The sequence below is a fragment of the Mycoplasmopsis gallinarum DSM 19816 genome, assembly GCF_000621085.1.
Classification (GTDB): domain Bacteria; phylum Bacillota_I; class Bacilli_A; order Mycoplasmatales; family Metamycoplasmataceae; genus Mycoplasmopsis; species Mycoplasmopsis gallinarum.
On sequence record NZ_JHZE01000005.1, the window covers coordinates 187,842 to 211,390 of the forward strand.

A 23,549-nucleotide genomic window follows, 5' to 3' on the forward strand; every position below is an offset into this window, starting at 1 on the left:
ACCTCCTTCTTTAGTTTGTATTTATTAAAAAATACACATTAAAAAATGTGTTTTTATAATTATTAGTAAAAACCAACAAAATTCATTTGTAAATTAGTTGGTTTGATTCCTAAAAGTAAAATGAATTTTTTTTCTAAATCATTGGCAAAATTATTAACTATTTCTGCAATGTTTTTATTTTGCTTAATTTTAAAATTAAAACTAATTGCAACATTTTGTTGATCTTTAGTAAAAGTCAATTTAATTTTTCCATCAACTTTTAAGCCTTTAATATCTTTAATGCAATAGTTAATTAATTCTTCTAAAGCAGTTGTATTAACTGAATATGATTGATTCAAACCATAATTAACAGTTAAATAATTCATTATTTATTTCCTTTTCCAACATATTTACCAGTTTCAGTTGAAACTATAATATAGTCGTTTTCCTTAATAAACATTGGAGTTTCTAATTCAAAACCTGTTTCAAGTTTTACTTTTTTCTGAGGATTAGTAGTAGTGTTTCCTTTAACGGCGTCAGGAGCTTCAGTTACTTGTAATTCAACATTAGCTTCTAATTCAATATCTAAGATTTCATCTTGATATTTACGAATTTTTACGGTTGAGCCTTCTTTTAAAAAGTTCATTTCTCATTCAACATTTTTTAAAGGAATTTCCACTTGTTCATAAGTTTCATTGTCCATTAAAATAATATTTTCTCCATCAGAATATAAATAATTCATTGGTCTTTTATCTATATGAGCTTTTTTAACCATCACACCACCAGTATATGATTTAATAGTGGTTGAACCAGTTCTAAGATTTTTTACTTTAGCTTTAACATTAGCTTGTCCACGACCTTGTTTTGAATGTTGAGCTTCAATTACTACAAAAATTTCCCCATCATCTTCAAAAGTAATTCCAGGTTTAAAAGTATTTACATTAATCATATTCTCTCCTTTTTAATTTCATTAATTATAGTAATAAAAGAAAAAATTATGCTATTTTTCACTAATTTCTATAATTTCGGTTTCGTCTAATAAATCAGCATGTGAACCTAAAAAAATTTCTACTAATCAATGATTAGTTTTCTTGTTCAAAATTTTTAAAGTATCAAAAGTTATATCGTCTATTTGATATTTAAAACTTTTGTTCAATTTTTTCTTGCTTGCTGATTCAAGATATTCTTTTAAATTGTAATTTAATTCTTTTTTATTTAAGTTTAAATCTAAACCTAATTCTTTTATAATTTGTCTCATTTTAACAGTTGAAGCAACTTGATATTGTTCTAAGCTAACTTCAAAAATTTCTTGTCATTCATCTTCATCATGTTCATCATAAATCTCCCCAACAATTTCTTCAATAATATCTTCAATAGTAATAATACCTATAACATCACTTGAAGTATTATTTTCAGTTACAAAAGCCATTTGAGACTTATTTAATCTTAAAATTTCTAAAGCTTTAGATAAATTCACATTAGCAGAAATTTGAGGTACAGCTTTAACATAATTAATCACTTTACCTTTTTTAAGGTTAAAAATATCTTTTAATAAAACAATTCCTAAAAATTGTTCGTCTTTATTTCTTACTGGTAAACGAGAGTAATTGGTTTCTAAAAAAACTTCCTGTGCTTTTAAAACTGATTCATCCGAATCAATATAAGTAACATCATTTAGTTTAACATAATGTCTTCTAACTTTAGTACTATCTAAATCCAAAGCATTTTGTGCCATTAAAGATTCATTTGTTTCAAGTACTCCTTCATTTTGAGCTATATCAATTAAATTTTTCACATCTTCTTCTGAATTGGTAATATAAATTTTTTTACCTATCAAACCAATTGGATAAGTGAATATTCAAAATAAATAATATAAAAAGACTAATGGGTAACAGAAAATTTTAGCTACTGTAATTGGATATCTTTTAGCAATTAATTTTGGAATAATTTCACCAAAAATGACAATGATTGGAGTCATTACTAAAGTAGAAATTAAAACATTGTATGTTTTTAAAAAACCTACTTGGGAACTAAAAATATAAGAAATTAATGCTGATGCAGCAATATTAACAATATTATTGCATATCAAGATGGTGCTTAAGGTTTGATTAAAAAATTTATATTGCTTTTTAATTAATTTGGCACCAAACTCATTTCTGTCAACAATTGTTTCAATTTTACCGCTATTTATGGAAGTATAAGCTGTTTCTGAAGCACTAAAAATAGCTGAAGCAATTAATAAAATTACTAATAGAATAGTACTTACCTGCAGTCACGGGCTCATTATTTTCTCCTAATTATCATTTTTGTATATTTCACGACGCATATCGTCATCTAAATCTTCAAATCTAGAAACTGACATTTTAAATCTTAAAGGAATATCAGCTGTGGGGCCAGAACGATTTTTTCTAATTAATAAATCAACTTGATCTCCAGCATCAAAATTATTTTCATATAGATTATCAGGATTAGATTTTTTATTTGAATGTTTATAATAACTTTCACGATATAAAAACATAATTACATCGGCGTCTTGATCAATTGCCCCAGATTCACGCAAGTCAGAAATCATTGGTTTTTTGTCTTCTCTTTCTTCCACTTTCCGAGAAAGTTGACTTAAAGCTAAAATTGGGACATTTAAATCTTTAGCTAATAATTTCAAGCTCCGACTAATTTTAGCAACTTCTTGTTGTCTATTTTCAGAGCGGTTTGCATTGTTATTATCAACATTAATTAATTGTAAATAATCAATTACAATTAAAGAAATTGGTTGAATTTTATGCAATCTATGACATTTTCAAATTAAAGTTTTTAAATCCGTATTGGTTGAATCATCTATATATAAATTTAATCTGTCAATTTTTACTCGTTTAGCTGCATTAATTTTTAACATTTCGTCATCAGTTAATGTAGAAGCTTTTTTTAATTTTTGACCTGGAATATTAGCAATATTGCTATAAATACGGCTCATTAATTGGTCTGGAGACATTTCGAAACTAAATAGTACTACTCTTTCGCCTTTTCTTTCAGCTACATTTAATGCAATATTTAAAGCAAGTGCGGTTTTTCCCATCGCCGGTCTTGCTCCCAAAATAATTAGCTCATTAGGATGCATTCCTTGTGTAATATTGTCTAATTCGCTATACCCAGTTGCTAATCCACTAATTTGACCGTCTTCCAACAATCTTCTTTGTTGTAATTTTTCATAATATTCGTCACTAATTTCTCTAAAATCTTTAAATTCGGCACTAACTTCGGTTGCGCGATCAGTTGCCATAATTAAAGACCTTAAATTCTCTACATAAAGAGTTTTGTCTAATTTAGTGTTTTTAATATTTAAATTATCAAGTAATGAAATTATTTCATAAGACTTCAAATAAATGCGGCGAATATTAGTGTATTCAACCAAATCTTTAATATAGTCCATTAAAGAATTTTGAAAAGCTCATTGAAAATAAATATGTTTTAAAAAATCTGGAGTAATTGAATCTGTATAACCTAATTCAGCAGCCACTTTTAAAATTTTGTCATCATTAATAATTCAATTTCCATTTGGTTGATTGATCCTATTTTGTTCAATATATTTGAAAATTTTAAATAGTTCACGATTATTTCTAAATCAAAAATCATCTTCAGTTAAAAATTCCACTACTTCAGTTACATTTTTATTGTAATTTAAGACTAATGATAAAACTTGTTCTTCTAGAAGTTGACTAACAAATTTAGCCCCTAATTCTAGATTGTCAGAATTGTATTCAGTCATGTCAACTTCTCCTTTTATTATTATAATTATTAATTATATATGAAAAGCCACTCTTAAAATAAGCGGCTTTTATTTTATTTAATTATTTCACTCTTACATCAATAACAACTTTTAAAATTGATGTAATATCTTTATATAAATTCACAACCACATTGTGAGTACCAGCTGAAATTAAATGGATTTTTCCAAGAGCATATTTATCTAAATGAACGTCTAATTTATTCAATTCTTTTAAAATATCCTTAGTTGAAATAGAACCATTAACAATTAAATTTTGATTGTTATCAATATGTCCATCTAAAACAAATTTTAAAGTAATTTGTTCTATTTTTCTTTGTAAAGCATGTGCTTCATTTCTTACTTCCATTTCATCAGCGACTAAATTAGATAATCTTTTGTCTAATTCTCTTTTAGTTTTGTCATTGTAAGGAACACCAAAACCTTTAGCAACTAAAAAATTTGTTCCATAACCATTAGCTACTTCAATAATTGTATTTGCCTTACCGTCTTTACAATCTTTAATTAGAATAATTTTCATATTTTACTCCCACAATTGCTTGTTTTATATTATCTACAAAGGTTTCTAAGTCTTCATCACTTGAAGCGGCTGCTGTGCCAAAATGGCCACCGCCACCGACTTGTTCGCAAATAATTTGCACATTGGTATCAATTCCACGGGCGCTTAATTTGTATGCTTTTTCTTCTTCGCTATATGCTACAACAAAGCTGGCTTTACGATCTCTAATTCGTAAAACTTCTTCAGCAGCTAACGAAATAACATCTGAAGAAAGAGCAACATCTTTATATGCTAAATAGAAACCTGGTTTTACTTCTTCTAAATTATCTAATAATTCATAAATTTCTTTATAAACTAGTGCATTCATTTTTAAATATTGAGCACTTTTTGTCGAATTAGCCCCTTTTGTTTCCAATCAAGCAGCAATTTGAAAAGTTTTTCCGCTGGTGTGTTTTTGAAATTGTTGGGTGTCTAAATAAATTCCGTTTAATAACATTTGTGCAACATTTTCTTCCAATTTAATATTTGGATTAATCATCATTAAAATTTGTCCAACTAATTCAGAAGCACTAGAAGCACTTTGTTCAATTAATTTATTTTCTTTTAGTCCATAGTTTAAAGGTTTGCTTAGTCTATGATGATCGATGACAAAAATATTGTCTTCATTACTATTATTAAAAGCAAATTCATTGTCTGTTCTCTCAGGGATTACCGTATCAACTAAAAAGATTAATGAATTATTAGTGGTTAATTTTGAAGCCAATTTAGGTTTAATAAATAATTCATTTTCGAAGCCATAAATTTCATTAATAGCATTTTTCGTCGTTAAATCTTGAGTTTCAGAACAAATAAAAGCTTCTTTATTAAAATATTTAGCTAAATTTTGAATTCCAAGTGCTGCACCAACAGCATCTAAATCTGCGTTTTTGTGCCCATAAATAATTACATTTTGTATTTCATGGTTTTTTAATTTTTGTTCAATTAATTTACTAATTGCTTTTACTTTAGTCAAATTAATTGAAGGCAAAATTTCTTTGGTTGAACCAAAATAACGAGGTTTGGTTAAATTTGAAAAAATTGCAACTTGATCCCCACCTCTATTTTGAGCTTGCATTAAAGCACTTTTGGCTTGTTCAATTTTGTCCTTAAAATTATTAGTTCCTTCAGCAAATCCTACTGAAACAGAAATTAAAATATTATTTGAAGTTTTAGATATTTGAATATCATGTAAAGCTTTGAAAAAGCCAAAATTCTCTTTTTCCATTTCATTTAAACTATTTTTATCAGTTAAAATCAAATATTTACCTGAACTATTATATTGACGATAAACAAAATTATATTTAGCAACTAAAGAATCTAAAACTTTGGAAATTTCAACATTAATATTAAAGAATTCTTCTTCAGTTAAAATAGCTTGATACAAATTAAAATTATCAATTTCTAATTCTCCAATTACATTAGACTGTTCAATGAAAGCAAATAAAGCATTTTTTTCTAACGTAATATCTTTGATGCTTAAAGTGTTTTCACTTTTATTAATGTTTAAAGTGTAATAATCATTTTTATGTTTGAAATCAATTTGATTTTCATTGGTTGAAAAATTAGATAAATCCAGATTTAAACTTTTAAATAATTCATCTAAAGTTTTACCGATTCATTCGTTGCCAAAGCGTTTGCGAATAAACTTATTAGTTCAGATAATAATATTATTTAAATCATAAACTACCATTCCTAATAAATTAGCACTAACTAAGTTATCTAAAAAATTATTAAATGAATTTTTAACAATTAAGTTTCTTTCACTATATTTTTGAATCAATAACAATGAACTAATGATCGCAACAATAATGCCACCTATAGCGCCAATAATTGCTAATAATTTTAAAAATAATTCATTTTTTCAATTTAAAACAATAATAGAAACAATAACTAATGACAAAGCAAAAATTAATACACTAATTCACAAAAATAATTTGAGTTTGTTTTTCATATTATTATTTTACCTTATCTATTTATTTAAAATATCTGCTAAATAAATTCCAGTGTAACTATTGGTATTTTGCGCAACTTGTTCAGGGGTTCCAGAAGCAATTACTCTTCCCCCATTTATTCCACCTTCAGGACCCAAATCAATTACATAATCACAAGATTTAATTACATCTAAATTATGTTCAATAACTAAAACTGTGTCTCCGTTATCAACAATCCGATTTAAAACATTTAATAAATTCATAACATCATATGAATGTAGTCCTGTTGTTGGTTCATCTAAAACAAATAAAGTTTTACCAGTAGGTTTTTTTTGTAAATAAGTTGCTAATTTTACTCTTTGAGCCTCACCACCAGATAAAGTAGTTGAAGATTGTCCTAATTTAATGTAACCTAATCCAACGTCCATTAAAGTTTGTAATTTTAATTTGATATTATCTCTAGCATCAAAAAATTCCAGAGCCTCTTCAACTGTCATATTTAAAACATCAGCAATATTTTTTCCGCGATATTTAATTTCAAGAGTTTCACGATTATATCTCGCGCCATCACATTGATCACAAGGAATATAAACATCGGGTAAAAAGTGCATTTCAATTTTAATTGACCCATCTCCTTGACATTTTTCGCATCTTCCACCTGGCACATTGAAACTAAATCTTGATTTAGTATAAGCTCTTAATCTTGCTTCTTCAGTGGCTGTAAAAATATCACGAATATCATTGAAAACAGAAGTATAAGTGGCTGGATTAGAACGTGGAGTTCTACCAATTGGATTTTGAGAAACTGGAATGACTTTATCAATTAATTGAGCACCGGAAAAACTCTTAAATTTTCCTACTTTAATATTATTTAAAGTGCTTTTAGTTAAAGTTTTTTCCAAACCTTTAACTAAAATTTCATTAACTAAAGTACTTTTGCCACTTCCAGAAAGCCCAGTGACTGCAATAAATTTACCTAATGGAATAGTCACATCAATATTTTTTAAATTATTTTCACTAGCACCTAAAATTTTTAAAACTTTGCCATTACCTGAACGGCGTGTTTTAGGAACTTCAATTTTTAATTCGCCTGTTAAAAATTGTCCTGTTAAAGATTCAGGAACTTTTTTAATATCTTCAACTGTTCCTATTGCTACTACTTCTCCACCGTGACTACCAGCTTTTGGACCTATATCAACAATGAAATCAGCCGCTTTAATTGTATCCTCATCATGTTCAACTACAATTAAAGTGTTCCCGATATCAACCATTTTCTTTAATGTGGCAATTAAACGGTCATTATCTTTTTGATGTAATCCAATTGATGGTTCATCCAAAACATATAAAACTCCGGTTAAATTCGAACCAATTTGTGTAGCTAATTTAATTCTTTGACTTTCTCCACCTGATAAAGTTTCGGCATTACGATTTAAAGTTAAATAATTAAGTCCAACGTTTTTTAAAAAACTTAAACGATTAATTAATTCAGTAGTAATTAAATTAGAAATTGCTTTTTCTTCATCATTTAAATTTAATCCTTCAATAGTAATTAAAGAATCTTCAACTGACATTTTGCTAAAATCATTAATATTTTTTGCATCTATTTTGACAGCTAAAGCATATTGATTTAATCTTGCTCCTTTGCAGACTGGACAAGTAAAAGTCCCCATATATTTCTTAATTCAATCTCTGACTTTTTCGCTTGAAGTTTCAACATACATTCTTTCAATTTTGTTCAAAATACCTTCAATAAATTTTTCTCTCCGAACGGTATTGCCGTTAACTGATTTAAGCACATATTGAATTTCCTCTTCTGAACCATAAGAAATAATCTTAATTTCGCGATCTGTAAATTCTTCAATTGGCTTGTTTAAGTCTATATTATAGTAGCTACATAAAATTTCAAATTCTTGTCATTCCAAATTTTGACTATTCACAGTATTCTCAAAATATTTAATACCACCTTGATTAATTGATCTTCATGGTTCAGGAACTACCGCCTGAAAATCAGCTTTTAAATCTACTCCAAGACCTTTACAGTGAGTGCACATCCCAAAAGGGGAATTAAATGAAAAAAGTCTTGTTTCTATTTTAGGCATTTCAAAATCTTTATAAATACATGAATAAAGTTTTGAAAAAGTTAGAATTTCACCCTCTGTGGTTTCAATTTTTAATAAACCTTTGCTATATTCCAAAGCAACTTCAATGGCTTCAGCAATTCGATTACGGTTTTCTTGATTTAAAACTACCCGATCAACAATAATATCAATAGTATGTTTAATATTTTTTTCTAAATTAATAGGCTCATCTAATAATTTAATTTCACCATCTACTTTTAATCGAATAAAACCTTCTTTTTTCAATTTTTCAATCAATGAAGCAAAAGTTCCTTTTTCCCCATCAACTACAGGAGCTAAAATGTACATTTTAGTACCATCTGGTAATTTAAAAATTGAGTCAATAATATCTTTATTAGTTTGAGCACTAATTTCGATATTATGCCTTGGACAAAATGGTTTACCAATTCTTGCAAAAAGCAATCTTAAATAATCGTAAATTTCAGTTACTGTTCCTACGGTTGAACGCGGATTATTATGAGTAGTTTTTTGTTCAATTGAAATTGAAGGACTCAAACCCTCAATTGAATCGACATCAGGTTTAGTAGTTCCACCTAAAAACATTCTGGCATAACTACCTAAACTATCAACATATCTTCTTCTTCCCTCTTCATAAATTGTATTAAAAGCAAGTGAACTTTTACCACTTCCTGATAAACCTGTAAAAACAATCAATTTATTTTTAGGCAAAGTTAAAGAAACATTTTTTAAATTATTTTCTCTTGCCCCTTTAATAATAATTTCTTCTTTTGCTGACATATTATTCTATTAATTCATCTTTCTTATTTTTTAAATTATTTATTTTTTGGTTGAAAAATTCACTTATAAAATTACGTGTTTTCAAATAAGATATTTCACTTTCATTTAATTTATTAGTATTTTCTTTCACAATTTGTCAATTTATACGTTAATAAACAAATATTAGTTTCTTCATTTTAATATTTATTCAATTATTCACTTGCTTTTAATTCAATAATCATATCTCTGAGTTCAATTGCTCTTTCATAATCCAAATTTTTAGCTGCTTCATTCATTTGTGCTTGTAATTGTTTAATGACTTCATCTTTAGTATATTTACCATCTGATTTTCTTTTTTCATTTTTGAAAAAGAATTCAACAGCACCTTCCAAACCATCACCCTGAATTGGTTCAGGAATAGCTTTAATAATAGTTTTTGGCACTATATTGTGTTTTTTGTTATATTCAATTTGCAACTCGCGTTTTAATTTATTATCATCAATTGTCTCTTGCATACTTTTGGAAATTTTATCCGCATAAAAAATTACACGACCGTTTGCATTTCTAGCAGCTCTACCTGCTATCTGAATTAAACTGGTTGTAGAACGGAAAAAACTTTCTTTATCAGCATCTAAAACCATAATTAAAGAAACTTCAGGTAAATCAATTCCTTCACGTAATAAATTAATTCCAATTACCGCATCATATACACCCTTACGAAGTTTTCGTAAAATCTCGTTTCTTTCAAAAGTTTTATGTTCGGAATGAATATAAGCAATTTTTTCATTTCTTTCTAAAAAATAACGAGTTAATTCTTCCGCCATTCTTTTTGTAGTGGTTAAAATGAGAGTTCTCTCGTTTTTAGCTTTTTGTTTTTGCAATTCATCATAAATATCTTCAACTTGGTTTTTTGTTGAATGAATTTCAATTATTGGATCTAATAATCCAGTTGGTCTTACATATAAAGGTATAACTTCACCTTGAGTTTGATCTAATTCGTATTCCCCAGGTGTTGCAGAAATATAAATTGTTTGATAATCAAAATCATTTTCAAATTCGTCAAAACGTAAAGGTCTATTATCTAAAGCTGAAGGCAGTCTAAAACCGTATTCAACTAAGGTTTCTTTTCTAGCCCGATCACCTCGATACATTCCGTGCAATTGAGGAATCATCATATGAGATTCATCGATAATTAATAAGGGATTTTTATTTTTAAAATAATCTAAAAGAGTAAATGGTCTTTGACCAAGTTCACGCTGGTCCATATAAACTGAATAATTTTCAATTCCGGGACAAGTTCCAAATTCAATTAATGAATCAATATCTTTTTCAGTTCTTTCCTTAATTCTTTGAGCCTCTAAAAGTCGATCATTTTTTTCAAAAAAATTAACTCTTTCCACTAATTCCAATTTGATTAATTCAGCAGCCCTTGAAATGATACTTTTATCTACTGTATAGGCATCTCCGGGATAAATTGTAATTTTATCAAAGGACTCGATTATATCTTTTGTAATTGGGTGGCAAGTTTTAATTGAATCAATTTCATCACCAAAAAAATCAACTCTAATTAAAAATGAATCATCATAAGCAGGACGAATATAAACTATATCTCCTTTTGAATTAAATGTTCCCATTTCTTCATTGATTTCATTTCTTAAATAATTACGAAAAATTAATTTACGCATTAATTGTTGGCGACTAATTTGTTCACCAACTTTAATTTCAAAGAATCCGGCTTCATACTCATCTGGACTTAAAGCACCATAAATAGCAGAAACTGATGCAACTACTACTGTATCATTTCTCGTCAAAATTGAATTCACTGTTGACATTCTCATTGCATCTAAATCTTTATTAGTTTTACTAGTTTTATCAATAAAAGAGTCACTAGAAGGAATATAGGCTTCGGGACGATAATAATCAAAATAACTTACAAAATATTCAACTCTATTATTAGGAAAAAATCCCTTCAATTCACTATATAACTGACTAGCTAGTGTTTTATTGTGAGATAAAACTAAAACAGGTCTTTTAAAATGTTTAATTAAATTTGCGATTGTGAAAGTTTTACCACTTCCAGTAACACCTTTTAAAACTTGATATTTCACACCATTTTCAACGTTAGCAATCAATTCTTTTATAGCACTAGGTTGATCTCCGGCCGGAGCATAATTTGACACTAATTCATATTTATTATTTTTAATGTAATTCATATGGTAATTTTACTCCAAAAGAAAACAAAAATAATGAAGTAAAATAAGAAAAAAAGCAAAAAAATTACAAAAAAGTTTGCTTTTTTTTTTTTTTTTAAAATGATTATTGAATTAACTGATTATTTAATATTAATCATTTAATTCAAAAAATATGTTCTATTAAGAGATTGATTATTAATCACTTAATACAGTCAATATAAATATAAAAGTAGAAAGGTGCGCAAAAAGTAAAATGCAAGATCAACAAAAGAATTTAAATCACAAGTCAAATCAAAAAAACTCAAACAACACCAACTTGAGTCACAACAACTCTGCTTATAAAGGTGCACAAGACAATAGATCAAAACAATTGAATCCTAACAATAAAAAATAAGATTCAATTTTGAGTTTTTGATTTTTACCTCCCCAAATGTTTTTTAAAATGTGTAATTTATTTTTAAATTATTTATTTTAATAACAATTGGGGATTTTTAAATATTTCAATTATTAAATTTAATAGAAAAGAAAATTTTAAAAATTGTAGTAATTGCAATACATAATTAATAAAATTTAATTATTGTTAATTTTGATTTAACAGAATTAAATCTAAAAATTTACAAAATAAAAAAACCAAGTAATTTTTGATTTCAAATTACTTAGTTTTTGTTTTAAGCAGGATTAATTTCGTTATTTACAACGCTTTCTAAAATTCCATAATTATGAAATACTTTATTTGAATTACCTCAAATTAATTCAGGTAATCATGGATAATCAATAAATGGATTTCTAATTCCATTTTGAGCTGCTGCTACTGCATTATTTCTATCAACATCAATTTGATCAACACGATCTTTATTGTTTCAATCAATATAAGTTAATCTATATTGCTCATTAATATAAGGAAACGCATCTGAATAAACTTCTGGACCACGTTTTGAATGTGCATTTTTATGGGTAATTTGGAAATACATTAAAGCTCTTGCAACATCACCTTTAAAATAATTAATTGGTTCTGTTGTTTCATCAATTCCAATTCTAGTTCCATTTAAACTTGTTTTGCTTAATCTTGCATCTGAAACATTTCCAAATGGCCCATTCCCATGTCAATTATTTACTTGTTTATCTGAAGGTCAAACAAAATGCGCATCAGCTCTTGCTTTAGGTTCTCTATTAAATCATGATTGTGGCACTAAATGTTCTCTATTATATTGAGTTGATTCACCACCAGCTTTTGGGCTTAAACTGCCTCGACTTCCAGAACCTTCTCAATATCCCATTGGATATTCATATGGATCTATACCAGATGGATTTTCACTATATAAATCTAAAAGAGTACCATTTTGATCTAAATAATTATCCACAAAAGCTGTTTTGTAAGTTTCATATAATTTTGCATAATCAGCGCTGTATGTTTTATGACTTCTTTGAATAGCTAAAAGTGCATCGAATAACTCTTTTCCTTTTAAACCATTTGCTCTTTCATAGTAATTATCTCTAACATAAATATATTTATTATTTACTAAATATCCAGATTCAGTTGGGGTAACTGATGTAGGCAATAAATCATTGTTATTTTGATTAGGATCAGCAGGTTGATTTGGATTTTCTGGAGTTGTTGGTTGTGTTGGTTGTTCAGGTTGGCTTGGATTTTCTGGACTAGTTGGATTTGTTGGATGTGCAGGTGTTTCTGGATTAGATGGTTGTTCAGGTTGGTTTGGGTTTTCTGGATTAGATGGTTGTTCAGGTTGGTTTGGGTTTTCTGGATTAGTTGGAGTAGTTGGTCCACTAGGATTATTAGGATTTTCAGGACCGATAGATTTTTCTAGATTTTCAGGATTAGTTTTCTTGTTTTGATCTTCTGTTTTCTTATTTTCATCTATAGGTTTTGTATTATCATTAGTACATTTTGCAGCTACAAATAGTGGCATGGCAAGTAATGGACTTAAATATAAAATAGTTTTTTTCATATCTTTTTCTTCCTTATTAAGTGCTATATTATTTTAATTCCAATCAAAACATAATTAAAATAAAATTAAGATATAAAAAATTTAAATTATGGAAAAATAATTGCTTTTTTTCATAATTTAATTTGAAATGACTAAAAATGAAAAGGAGAAATTTTTATGGAAAATAAAAAAATTGCGCTTTTAATTGACTATGATAATTTTAATGATCCCAAACATATTCCTTTGCTCTTAGAAGATTTGCAAGAAAAAAAGTTTAATATTATTAGCAAAGTTGCTTATTATTCTTTAAAAGCCAGTGATAAAAATAAAAATGAAATTTTCACTAAGTATAATTTGGAACCCAAAAGTGTAGCAGTTTATGGCAAAAGTAAAAATGCATCAGATTTAATTTTAGCTATGGATGCAATGAATTTAATGAACCAAGATTTTATTGATGGAATTTGCATAGCAAGTAGTGATAACGATTTTGCTCCTGTTATTCATCGTATAAAAAGTAACGGAAAAATAGCTTTAGGTGCAGGCGATGAAAGAATCACTGAGGATTACATTAAATTGTTTGATGATTTTATAAATATGGCAAAAATTGATAAGAATAATCAAAATTCAACTCTTAATAATCAACAAAATGACAATTTGAGTAAATTATTTATCAAAATTGATCAAATTATTAATGATTTAAGATCTGATTCTAATGAAGAATATGTTGACTTATCACAATGTGTGCAAATTTTAAAAGACAATAACAGGGACTTTAATCCTAAAAATTATGGTTGAAAAAATAGCAAAACTGTCCCTTTCTTTCAATCAAATTTAATGACTAAACATTATGATTTAAAAGTTGAAAATAAAGTTTGATACATTAAAATCAAGCAAAACACCCAAACACCTAAAAAAAATGAAAATATTTCAGACGAAATTACAATTTTCAAAACTTTATTATCGAAATTAAAAAGAAAAGATGGGGGAGTCGAATTTGGGTCTTTTATTAGAGAGCTTGGTAAAAATAGCAACTATAAAAATTTACTTATTTTAAAAAAGAAAAGAAAAATTGAATATTTTGAAAATAAACCTTTTAGTGACTACTTTGAAATTGATAAAACTAAAAAAAATAGTATTTCGATTAGAATAAAAGAAGATCAAAATTCGGATAAATCAAGTAAAAAAGACACTAATTCAAATAGTAGTGAAATTGCAATTTATAAACAAACTATATTAAATAATAAGACTGCTGAAATGAATTTTTCTGCTTTCATCGAACAAATTTGAAAAAATCATAAATCATTATCAATTTTTAATAAAAAAGCTAAAAAATGAAAATTATTTGAACAAGCGCCACTTAACAATTATTTTGAAGTTAATAAAAGAAATTCAACGGTTTACATTAAAATAAAGAAATAATTCGTATTGACTATATAATTTATTTTATGAAAGAAAAAATTAATTACCATCAATATTTAAAATCAAGAAAAAGTTGAGCAATATTTTGTTATTCTTTTTATTTCAGTTTAGTAATTATGGTTATTATTGCATTTGGAATCATATTTAATAGTTTCTTATGATTTAAAGATGTTGTTATAAATTATAATTTTCCAATTTTAATTTTGCTTTTTTTATTTTTTGTTTTTACCCTTGTATTTCTTTTGGTCTTTAGACAAAAATTTAAATTTTATGTAATAGCTTCTGCTTTAAGCGCTAATAGTTTATATTCTAATTTTCGTTTGTGAATTACGGGTTATTCAAAAGAGCTTAATAATTATGAATTAGAAGTTTTGAATGATAACAACTTACAAAATAATTCTTTAAATCAACAAGAGAAAAAAATAATTAAAAGAGGTAAATTTTTAATTAGTATCACTTATTTTATTTTCATAATTGCAATTTTAACTCTTTGTTACTTTTCATTTTCTTTGTTTTTTTGGCTATTTTCAAATAATCAAAAAAATAGTACAATTTTGAAATTATTGCCAACAATTTTAATTGCTTTAATACCAATCTTAGCTGTATTATTTAGATTGGCTATTTATTTAATTTATAAACCTATATTAAAAATTAAGTTTTTAAAGCATCAAAATTTAAGTGCTATGGAAAGAATCTTTATTAATAACACGAGATTTTTAGTAGTGATTAATATTGAAAAGTGAAGTCAAGAACTAAATTATAAAATAGAAAATGTGAGATTATTTGATTTGCAATTCTAAAAAAAGTTGATAATTAATCAGCTTTTTCTTTAGGGTATTTATTGATTTTAATTCTTTTTTGTTCTTTGATTTTAGCCACTAAAGTAAATTCACCTTTTAATGAATTTTGTTCTAGCATTGCTTTAATTTCCTGTGGTGTACCTTCAAAACTTTTTTCATAAAGTTTTGTCAATTCTTTAACTAAAAAAATTTGAATTTCTTCACCATAAACTGTTTCAAAATCATCTATTAAATTAAGCAATTTATGAGGAGCTACATAAAAAATGTAGGCAAAATTACTTGTTAAACTTTTAATCTGTTCTAGTCTTTGATTGTTTTTTTCTTTTGGAAAGCCCATAAAAACAAATTGATTTGATAAAGCACTTAAAACAAAAGCGGAAATTGCTGCATTCACACCAGGAATTAGTTCAATTTGAATATTTTTTTCTTTGGCTAATTTAATTAAAGTAAAACCTGGATCACTTATTAAGGGCATTCCAGCATCAGAAACTAAACCTAAATTTAAATCTTTAGAAATAATTTCATCTATTAATTGATGACTAATCTTGGTTTCATTAAATTTATTTAATGAAACCATTTTTTTATTTATTTCTAAATGATTTAATAATTTGGCGGTTACTCGAGTATCTTCACAAGCCAATAAATCTACATTTTTCAAAGTTTCAATTGCTCTTAAAGTAATATCTTTTAAATTTCCGATTGGTGTACCAATAATTGAAATTTTAGTCATATATCTCCATTAATTTAATTAAAGTTTTTTCTGCTAATAATTGAATATTTAAATTTTTTAGCTTTAAATCTTCAAAAAACAATTCCAAAGTTAAATAAAGTTGTTGAATTTTATTTCTATCCTGAGTTAATAAAATTTCTACGACTTTATTGATTTTTTTATTTTCTGTTTCTTTTTTTTCAAGCAAGGTTAAATATAAAATGAATTTAAATAAATTAAAATAAAAAATTAATTCTCCGTAATTATCTTTTTTATTTAAATTAATAAAAAAATTATAGAAGCTATAATCAAAATGTTCTTTTTTCATGATTAAATTGAAAAAATAATTTAAATTTTCTAAATATTTCAAATTAAATTCAGCATTTAATTCACTTAAAGAAAAATATAAATTGGCTAATAATCAAGCTTCATTTTTGGGAATTTTTTGCTCTGTATTTAAATGATTGAATAATGAATCTTCATTATTTTCATAAATATTTAAGATTAATGATCTTGATTTTATGGTGTTTAAAACTTTTGAAATTTCATCAGTTGTAAAAATAAAAATTACATTTTGACTTGGTGATTCAATTGTCTTTAAAATCGCATTTAAAGCATTAATATGAGCTTGTTCAATATTATAAATGACATAAATTTTAAAAATTTGAGTCGAAAATAAAGCAAAATTAGAATCTTCAAAATAACTAATTAAAGAATCTTTTTGCAAATCTTTACCACTTTTATCAAAATTTAAAATTTGAATATTAGGAGTTAAATTTTCTCTATCTAAATCTGTAAAATCACTATTATTAAAAGTATTTAACATATATAAAATATATTTATTTAAATCAACTTTATGATTACTTTTTAATAAATAACAATGGTGAATTTTATTTTGATTGACAGAGTTGTCAATTATTTTTTTAAAATTGTTGTCTAAATTATTCATAATTTAATTTCAAAAATTCAATAAATTTTGAATTATTTTTTAAAGCATTAAAAGTTTGTTCCAAAACTTGTTCAATACTTTGTGTTGCATCGATGATAATAAATCTTTTTGGTTCTTGTTTAGCTAAAGTTAAATAACCATCATAAACTTTTTGATGAAAGTCTATTGATTCTTGTTCAAGACGATCGTGAATTAAACGATTATTTTCTCTTCTTTTTTGACTTTCAGTAGGACTTATATCAAAAAAGAAAGTGAGATCTGGGATTGTATTATCGATAACTAAATTAGTTAAATTTTGGACATAATCCAACCCTAAATCACGAGCAAAACCCTGATATGCATAAAAACTATCTATATAACGATCGCAAATTACTATTTTGTTATTTTTTAAAGCCGGTCAAATTACTTTTTCTAAGTGAATTCTACGACTTGCAGAATATAAAATAGCCTCAACAACAGGAGAAAATTTATTATTTGAATCTAATATTATTTCTCTTATTTTTTCTGCTTCTCTTAAATCTTTGCCTCCGGGCTCTCTTGTTAAAAGTAAATCTAAATTAGGAAATTCTTTTTTTAACTTTTCTGCTAATTTAGAAATTATTGTAGTTTTGCCACTTCCATCAGCACCTTCAAATGTAATAAACATTAATTAACTCCCTTATTTTTGCGATTTGTAATTGATTCTTTAATTGTGAATTCGTCTAAATAATCAATGTTAGATCCCACTGGCATTCCTATTGAATTTGTACTAATAATTAAATTAGGAAAAATAGCACTTAATTTGTTTTGAATCAATTTAGAAATTAATAATCCATCTAAAGTTGGACTCAAAACAATGATAATTTCTTCTAAATTAGGTTTAGATTTAACAAAATTAATTAAATTAGTTAAATCAATTGCATCATTTTTAATCTTTAATTCTTTTTCGTTTAATACAAAATAAAACCCATCAAAAAAGCCTATTTCATCAATCTTGTTTGCTACATTTATATTTTCTACAATCATTAACAAATTGTCTTTTTTTGTATCTTCGCAATTAAAACACAAATTAGAATTTTTTAAAAAGTTACATTTTTCACAAATTACAATATTAGATTTTAAATTTTCTAGTTTAGTTATTAAATCATTCAGAAAAATATCTTTTTTTTCGTTTAAATCTATAAAATATTTAACTATTTTTTCTGATTGTTTTTTACTAACGCCAGGAATAGTAACAAGCAATTGCTTCAATTCCTCTATTTCTTTAAAAATCATTAGAATCCTAAACCATTAGGCATTGCTGGCATTAATTGTTTTTCTTCCTCATCAATTTGTTCATACAATTGATTAATTAGTAATACCAATAAATCTTCAGTTGTTTCAGCGTCCTCTGGATCAAGCAAAAAAACTTCTTTAAATTTAATTGAAACAATTTTTTTACTTCCTTTAGCAACAATTTCAATACCATGTTTTTCTAAGGTGAATTCTTTTTCATTAAATTCTTCTGTTTTTGCTTCAATTTCCTTTTGCAATTTTTGCATTTTTCTTAACATTCCTAAGTCCATTATTTTCTCCTTAAATTTTCATTAATTTCTCTAGTAACAAATCTGATGAAGTTTTTGTCTGTTTAATCTTAATTTCACCAAATTTCACAGGTTGACTAATGATCCCGTTTTCATTTTCTCTTTTTATTTCATTTATTACATTTTTAATTTCATTTCGATTCCCTGAAATAAAAATGTGCATTTCTTGTCCAAAAAAATTTTTAACAAAATTTTGAATATTGGAATTATTTCAATTTTCTTTTAAATATTCCAAATATGGTCTTTTTTGAGATGAACCAAAAAAGAATAAAAATTCTTCGTTTGCTGCCAATAATTGTAGTGAAGATAAAGCTAAAGCTAAGTCTTTTTGTGCTTGATTTTTAATTGTGATTATGTCTCTAGCAATAATTTCTTTATATTGATCTAATTTATTTTTATTGGAACTTACTAAGATGTTTTTAATTTGTTCTTGATTTAAGTATTCATTAAATTTTTCTTCTTTAGGTAATAAATAGTATTTATCCAATTTAGGAATTCCACCTTCTGAATTAGATAATTCAATTTCTTGAGTACTTACTAATACATCATCGTTCAATTCTTCATTTTGATTTAAAATTACGTTTTCAATCGTATCATTTTCAATTTTTAATTCATTTTGATTAATAACTAATTCTTGACTTTCTTCAATAATTTGTTCAACTGTTTTTTCTATTTCATCATGAGTCAAATTAGGAATTTCATTTTTAATACTTTCTGGTTTAAATTCGTATTTAATTTCTCTTTCTTCATTTTTTTCATTTTGAGGTAATACAGATTTATTTTCTAATTTTTTTTCTTTATTATTTTTTTGAATTTTAATTTCATTATTATTTTTAGCTACTTTAATTAAAGTTAATTCAATTAAATTTAATAAAGATTCTCCAAAAAATGGATTTTTTTGAAGTTGATAGAATTCTTCAGCAATTAACAAAGCATATTTATCATCTAAATTTAATGAACTTAACTCTTCTTCTTGTAAATATTCTAAAAAAATAAAATCATATGTTTTTTTGAAAATCAAATAATCTTTTACTATACCTAGAATTGATTCAATTAATTGTTTAGGCTCAATACCGCCGATTTTTATTGAATTGAAAATATCTAAAACCTTTTTAAGTTCGCCTTCATTTAAATTATTTAATAAATCAATAATTTTATTATTGGATACCAAACCGAATAAAGAAATTACATCATTGAGTTTAATTTTGTCATTTTCATAAACAATTAATTGGTCTAAAATGGACAAAGCATCTCTCATTGAACCAGAAGCTAATCTTGCTAAATAAGGAATAATTTGCAATTCATATTCTATTTGTTGACTATCCAAAATAAATTGAATATGTTTGGCAAGGATTTTGTTGTTAATTCTTTTAAAATTGAATCTTTGCACTCTTGACAAAATAGTATTAGGAATTTTTTGAGGATCAGTGGTAGCCAAAATAAAAATCACATGTGCAGGCGGTTCTTCTAAAGTTTTTAGCAACGCATTAAAAGCACTTTTTGACAGCATATGAACTTCGTCAATAATATAAATTTTATATTTGCCTTCGGTTGGTAAAAATTCAATTTTGTCTTTAAATTCTCTAATATCATCGACTCCATTATTAGAAGCAGCATCAATTTCAATAATATCTAAATTAGAATTTGCATTTTTTTTGCACACATCACAAATTTCAATTAGGTTGTCATTATGACCACAATTAAGAACTGCTGCCATAATTTTTGCCATTGAGGTTTTTCCCACCCCATGCGGCCCACAAAATAAATAAGCATGAGAAACTCTGTGTTTTTGAATTGCATTTTCTAAAGTTTGTACAATATTTTCTTGTCCAAGTACTTCTGAAAAATTGGATGGTCTATATTTTCGATATAAAGCTTTATAAGACATATTTTTTCTCCTATTGAATTATTAAAATTATTACACAAATAAATTTAAAAAGTGAATTTAAGACTTAAAAATTTTTATCTAATTTAAAACCACAAAATTAACATATTGTTTTAATATTTATATTTAGATATTGCTTTAAAAAATTTAAAATATAAAATATCGTATCTTAATAGGAGTTAATATGAAGAATAAAAAAGTTATTTTAGTAGTAATTGATGGTTTAGGATTAAGAGAAGAAATACAAGGTAATGCATTTAAACAAGCTCAAACACCTTTTTTTGATTATTTATTCGCTAATTATCCGCATTCTGTTTTAGAAGCTTCTGGAGAATTCGTTGGACTTCCAAAAGGACAAATGGGAAATTCAGAAGTTGGCCATTTGAATATTGGAGCTGGGAGAATAGTATATACAGGGTTGTCATTAATTAATAAAGCAATTGAAAATAATACTTTTAATGAAAATAAAGTTTTTTTAGAAACTATTGAAAAAGTTAAAAATAATCAAAGCACATTGCATTTAATAGGTCTTTTAAGCGATGGTGGTGTTCATTCTGAAGAAAAACACTTATTTGAATTAATGAAATTAACTCATGAAAAAAGTTTAAAAAATGTTGCTATTCATGTAATTGGTGATGGAAGAGATGTAGCACCTAAATCAATTATTAATTCAATTAATAGATTAGAAAAATTATGTGCTAAATATGGTTATCAAATTAGTTCAATTGGTGGTAGATTCTATGGAATGGATCGCGATAAAATGTTTGATAGAGTTCAAAAACATTTTGATGCAATGTTGCATTTAAATGGAAATATTTTTGAAAATGCCACTGATTATGTAAATAATCAATATTTAAATAATATTACAGATGAATTTTTAATTCCTGCTTATAATCCACAAACCAAAGCAATCAAAAACAATGATTCAATTATTTTCTTTAATTTTAGACCAGATAGAGCTAGACAATTAAGTCATTTATTTTTAAATTCAAATTTATATGAATATAAAAATTTAAATCCTGTTTTAATTAATGATTTTGTTTCTATGATGAAATACGAGGGATTAAACACTAAAATTGCATTTGAAGAAATGAAAATTGACACCCCAATTGGAAAAGTTTTAGAAAGTGCTAACAAAAGACAAATTAGATTAGCTGAAACACAAAAATATGCACATGTCACATTCTTTATGGACGGCGGCAATGATATTGAATTTAATAATTCAAAGAGAATTATGGTTCCGTCTTTAAAAGTTGAATCATATGCAGATGCTCCTCAAATGTCTGCCAAAGAAATTGTGGATGAATTAATTGAAACTAAAGCGAACTTTGATGTTGTAATCATGAATTTTGCTAATCCAGATATGGTAGGTCACACTGGAAATTTAAAATCAACCATTCAAGCAATCGAAATATTGGACAAACAAATTAAAAGATTATGAGAGTGAGCGGAAAATAATGATGTAACTGTTTTCATCACTGCCGATCATGGAAATGCAGAAATTACTGAGGATAGTGCAGGCAATCCAGCCACTAAACATACTGATAGTCCTGTTATGTTAATTACCAGCGATAAAACTTTAAAATTAAAAAATGGTGTTTTAGCTAATGTTACACCAACAGTTTTAGATTACTTAAACATAACAAAACCAGCAGAAATGGATGCAGAAAGTTTAATAGTTAAATAAAATGAAATTAAAAAATACAGAAAGATATATTTTTGTTGAATTTAAAAATGTGTTTTATGACTCAAAAAGTAAATTAATTAATTTGAAAAATGTTGCTGATTACACTAAATTAGCGTTTTCAAATAAAATTAATCTAATTTTAATAATTGAAAGCAATTTAAGCGAAATTGAATGAAGAATTATTCAATTGATTAATCCAACTTATATAATAAATAAGAAAGAAAATCAAGTTTATAATCCAAGTGGTCAAACTCTTCCATTTAATTGAATGTTAAAAGCATATAATGATTTTTTACTTAAAGAAATTTATCTTAAATTTCCAAGTTGCAATTTAATCATTTTTAACGATTTAAGAAATAATAAAAACATCGTGATAACTGATAAATATGAAACTTTAGAATGAAAACCAAATAAATCTAATTCATTACAATTAATGACAGTTGAAGAATGAAGTAATAATCAAGTATCAAAAAAACCCTATAGTTTAATTATTTTAGAGTTTCCTAATGATACTAAGCAAATTAATGAAGTTCTTCAAATACTTAAAACAAAAGAAGATTTAAAATTTCAAATTAAACCTTTACCAAATGAAGTTAATAAAGTAAATATTCTGGTATATAACAATTCTGATGATTTAACTCATTTTTATAATAATATTATTGCTTTTGAAAAAGTGGATGCTAATTTAACAATGTCAGTTGCTTTAACAAAAGACATTTTGCCCGTTTTTAATTTAACTAAATACTCATATGCTTTTGCCAATGCAAAAAAAGAAATTTTAGATAAATCTCATTATTTTGTTTCAGATTCTACACAAAATGGTTTAAAAGAAGCGATTGAAGATTTTCTCTTTCGCTCTAAATGAGATTATGAAAGAAATGCAAAAGAAAACAAATACACTATTCAAAAATTAAGAAAGAAATATTAAAAAGCAGTTCCCAATGAACTGCTCCTACGTTTCCCACTTAGTAGCATAAAAAGGAAAATATCCGTTTTGGCGGATATTATTTTTTATTTTTGGATCTTTTCTAGGATTGTTTGAACAAGTTGATAGTCATTTCAACTTTCTTCTACACTTGTATCTTTCAAATTAAATGTTTTTATTGTTTTTCCATTAAACTTTTCCTCAATTGATATGACATTTTTCATCATTTCAATAAGTCTATATTCAGTAAATTTATCTTTGCCAGATAAACCAGTTAAATCATTTATTTTAAAAACTAAGAATTTAAGTAAAACCAAACTTAAGAAGCAAATGCAAATATAACCAATAATATGTTTTCAAGTTGATAAATACATTGGTCTAAGAGATAAAT

The 23,549-nt window shown here is 25.8% G+C and carries 19 protein-coding genes and 1 pseudogene; 4 read left to right on the forward strand and 16 right to left on the reverse strand.

Features of this window, described 5'->3' with window-relative positions:
* Window positions 1-62: 62 nt before the first annotated feature.
* The 9 genes from Q346_RS0100935 to Q346_RS04240 all read right to left on the reverse strand — a co-directional run bounded on the left by Q346_RS0100935 (window position 63) and on the right by Q346_RS04240 (window position 13,243).
* On the reverse strand, window positions 63-365 hold the full coding sequence (locus Q346_RS0100935) for an MMB_0454 family protein (protein WP_027332668.1): 303 nt from the start codon (window positions 363-365) through the stop codon (window positions 63-65).
* Complete coding sequence (gene efp, locus Q346_RS0100940) at window positions 365-928, reverse strand: elongation factor P (protein WP_027332669.1); 564 nt, start codon at window positions 926-928, stop codon at window positions 365-367. The genes Q346_RS0100935 and efp overlap by 1 nt, the downstream gene beginning before the upstream one ends.
* Before the next feature lie 51 nt (window positions 929-979).
* Entirely contained in the window at window positions 980-2,263 is a 1,284-nt protein-coding gene (locus Q346_RS0100945; protein ID WP_027332670.1) for a CNNM domain-containing protein, read from the reverse strand.
* Window positions 2,264-2,272: 9 nt separating this feature from the next.
* Window positions 2,273-3,742, reverse strand: a complete 1,470-nt coding sequence (locus tag Q346_RS0100950; protein ID WP_027332671.1) for a replicative DNA helicase — start codon at window positions 3,740-3,742, stop codon at window positions 2,273-2,275.
* Between the two features lie 82 nt (window positions 3,743-3,824).
* Window positions 3,825-4,280, reverse strand: coding sequence for a 50S ribosomal protein L9 (rplI, locus tag Q346_RS0100955; RefSeq protein ID WP_027332672.1), 456 nt, complete (start codon window positions 4,278-4,280; stop codon window positions 3,825-3,827).
* On the reverse strand, window positions 4,261-6,249 hold the full coding sequence (locus Q346_RS0100960; RefSeq protein WP_027332673.1) for a GGDEF domain-containing protein: 1,989 nt from the start codon (window positions 6,247-6,249) through the stop codon (window positions 4,261-4,263). The genes rplI and Q346_RS0100960 overlap by 20 nt, the downstream gene beginning before the upstream one ends.
* An 18-nt stretch (window positions 6,250-6,267) precedes the next feature.
* Window positions 6,268-9,105, reverse strand: a complete 2,838-nt coding sequence (uvrA, locus tag Q346_RS0100965; protein ID WP_027332674.1) for an excinuclease ABC subunit UvrA — start codon at window positions 9,103-9,105, stop codon at window positions 6,268-6,270.
* Between the two features lie 191 nt (window positions 9,106-9,296).
* Complete coding sequence (gene uvrB / locus Q346_RS0100975; protein ID WP_027332675.1) at window positions 9,297-11,297, reverse strand: excinuclease ABC subunit UvrB; 2,001 nt, start codon at window positions 11,295-11,297, stop codon at window positions 9,297-9,299.
* Window positions 11,298-11,944: 647 nt separating this feature from the next.
* Window positions 11,945-13,243 (reverse strand): endonuclease, encoded by a 1,299-nt coding sequence (locus Q346_RS04240; RefSeq protein WP_051521781.1) that lies wholly within the window; start codon window positions 13,241-13,243, stop codon window positions 11,945-11,947.
* A gap of 156 nt (window positions 13,244-13,399) precedes the next feature.
* On the opposite strand from Q346_RS04240, the gene Q346_RS0100990 reads away from it, so the two are divergent.
* Both Q346_RS0100990 and Q346_RS0100995 read left to right on the forward strand, forming a co-directional pair.
* Window positions 13,400-14,641, forward strand: coding sequence for an NYN domain-containing protein (locus Q346_RS0100990; RefSeq protein WP_027332676.1), 1,242 nt, complete (start codon window positions 13,400-13,402; stop codon window positions 14,639-14,641).
* Window positions 14,642-14,883: 242 nt separating this feature from the next.
* Complete coding sequence (locus tag Q346_RS0100995; protein ID WP_155946924.1) at window positions 14,884-15,441, forward strand: hypothetical protein; 558 nt, start codon at window positions 14,884-14,886, stop codon at window positions 15,439-15,441.
* Window positions 15,442-15,454: 13 nt separating this feature from the next.
* Here Q346_RS0100995 and rsmI read toward each other — a convergent pair whose 3' ends face one another.
* From rsmI to dnaX, 6 genes are read right to left on the reverse strand one after another with little or no spacing between them, the layout of a single operon-like run.
* On the reverse strand, window positions 15,455-16,171 hold the full coding sequence (gene rsmI, locus Q346_RS0101000; protein ID WP_027332678.1) for a 16S rRNA (cytidine(1402)-2'-O)-methyltransferase: 717 nt from the start codon (window positions 16,169-16,171) through the stop codon (window positions 15,455-15,457).
* Window positions 16,164-17,099 (reverse strand): hypothetical protein, encoded by a 936-nt coding sequence (locus tag Q346_RS0101005; RefSeq protein WP_027332679.1) that lies wholly within the window; start codon window positions 17,097-17,099, stop codon window positions 16,164-16,166. The genes rsmI and Q346_RS0101005 overlap by 8 nt, the downstream gene beginning before the upstream one ends.
* Window positions 17,092-17,745, reverse strand: coding sequence for a dTMP kinase (gene tmk / locus Q346_RS0101010; RefSeq protein ID WP_027332680.1), 654 nt, complete (start codon window positions 17,743-17,745; stop codon window positions 17,092-17,094). The genes Q346_RS0101005 and tmk overlap by 8 nt, the downstream gene beginning before the upstream one ends.
* Window positions 17,745-18,353: a toprim domain-containing protein gene (locus Q346_RS0101015; protein WP_027332681.1), complete on the reverse strand. Its 609-nt coding sequence runs from the start codon at window positions 18,351-18,353 to the stop codon at window positions 17,745-17,747. Before Q346_RS0101015 ends, tmk begins: the two co-directional genes overlap by 1 nt.
* On the reverse strand, window positions 18,353-18,643 hold the full coding sequence (locus Q346_RS0101020) for a YbaB/EbfC family nucleoid-associated protein (RefSeq protein ID WP_027332682.1): 291 nt from the start codon (window positions 18,641-18,643) through the stop codon (window positions 18,353-18,355). Before Q346_RS0101020 ends, Q346_RS0101015 begins: the two co-directional genes overlap by 1 nt.
* Before the next feature lie 10 nt (window positions 18,644-18,653).
* Window positions 18,654-20,549 (reverse strand): DNA polymerase III subunit gamma/tau, encoded by a 1,896-nt coding sequence (gene dnaX, locus Q346_RS0101025; RefSeq protein ID WP_027332683.1) that lies wholly within the window; start codon window positions 20,547-20,549, stop codon window positions 18,654-18,656.
* Between the two features lie 181 nt (window positions 20,550-20,730).
* Here dnaX and gpmI point away from each other — a divergent pair, with 181 nt between their 5' ends.
* Both gpmI and Q346_RS0101035 read left to right on the forward strand, forming a co-directional pair.
* Entirely contained in the window at window positions 20,731-22,233 is a 1,503-nt protein-coding gene (gene gpmI / locus Q346_RS0101030; RefSeq protein ID WP_027332684.1) for a 2,3-bisphosphoglycerate-independent phosphoglycerate mutase, read from the forward strand.
* A 1-nt stretch (window position 22,234) separates the two neighbouring features.
* Entirely contained in the window at window positions 22,235-23,161 is a 927-nt protein-coding gene (locus Q346_RS0101035; RefSeq protein WP_027332685.1) for a hypothetical protein, read from the forward strand.
* A gap of 83 nt (window positions 23,162-23,244) precedes the next feature.
* Here Q346_RS0101035 and Q346_RS04195 read toward each other — a convergent pair.
* A pseudogene (locus tag Q346_RS04195) lies at window positions 23,245-23,549 on the reverse strand (IS1634 family transposase); the annotation flags it as partial.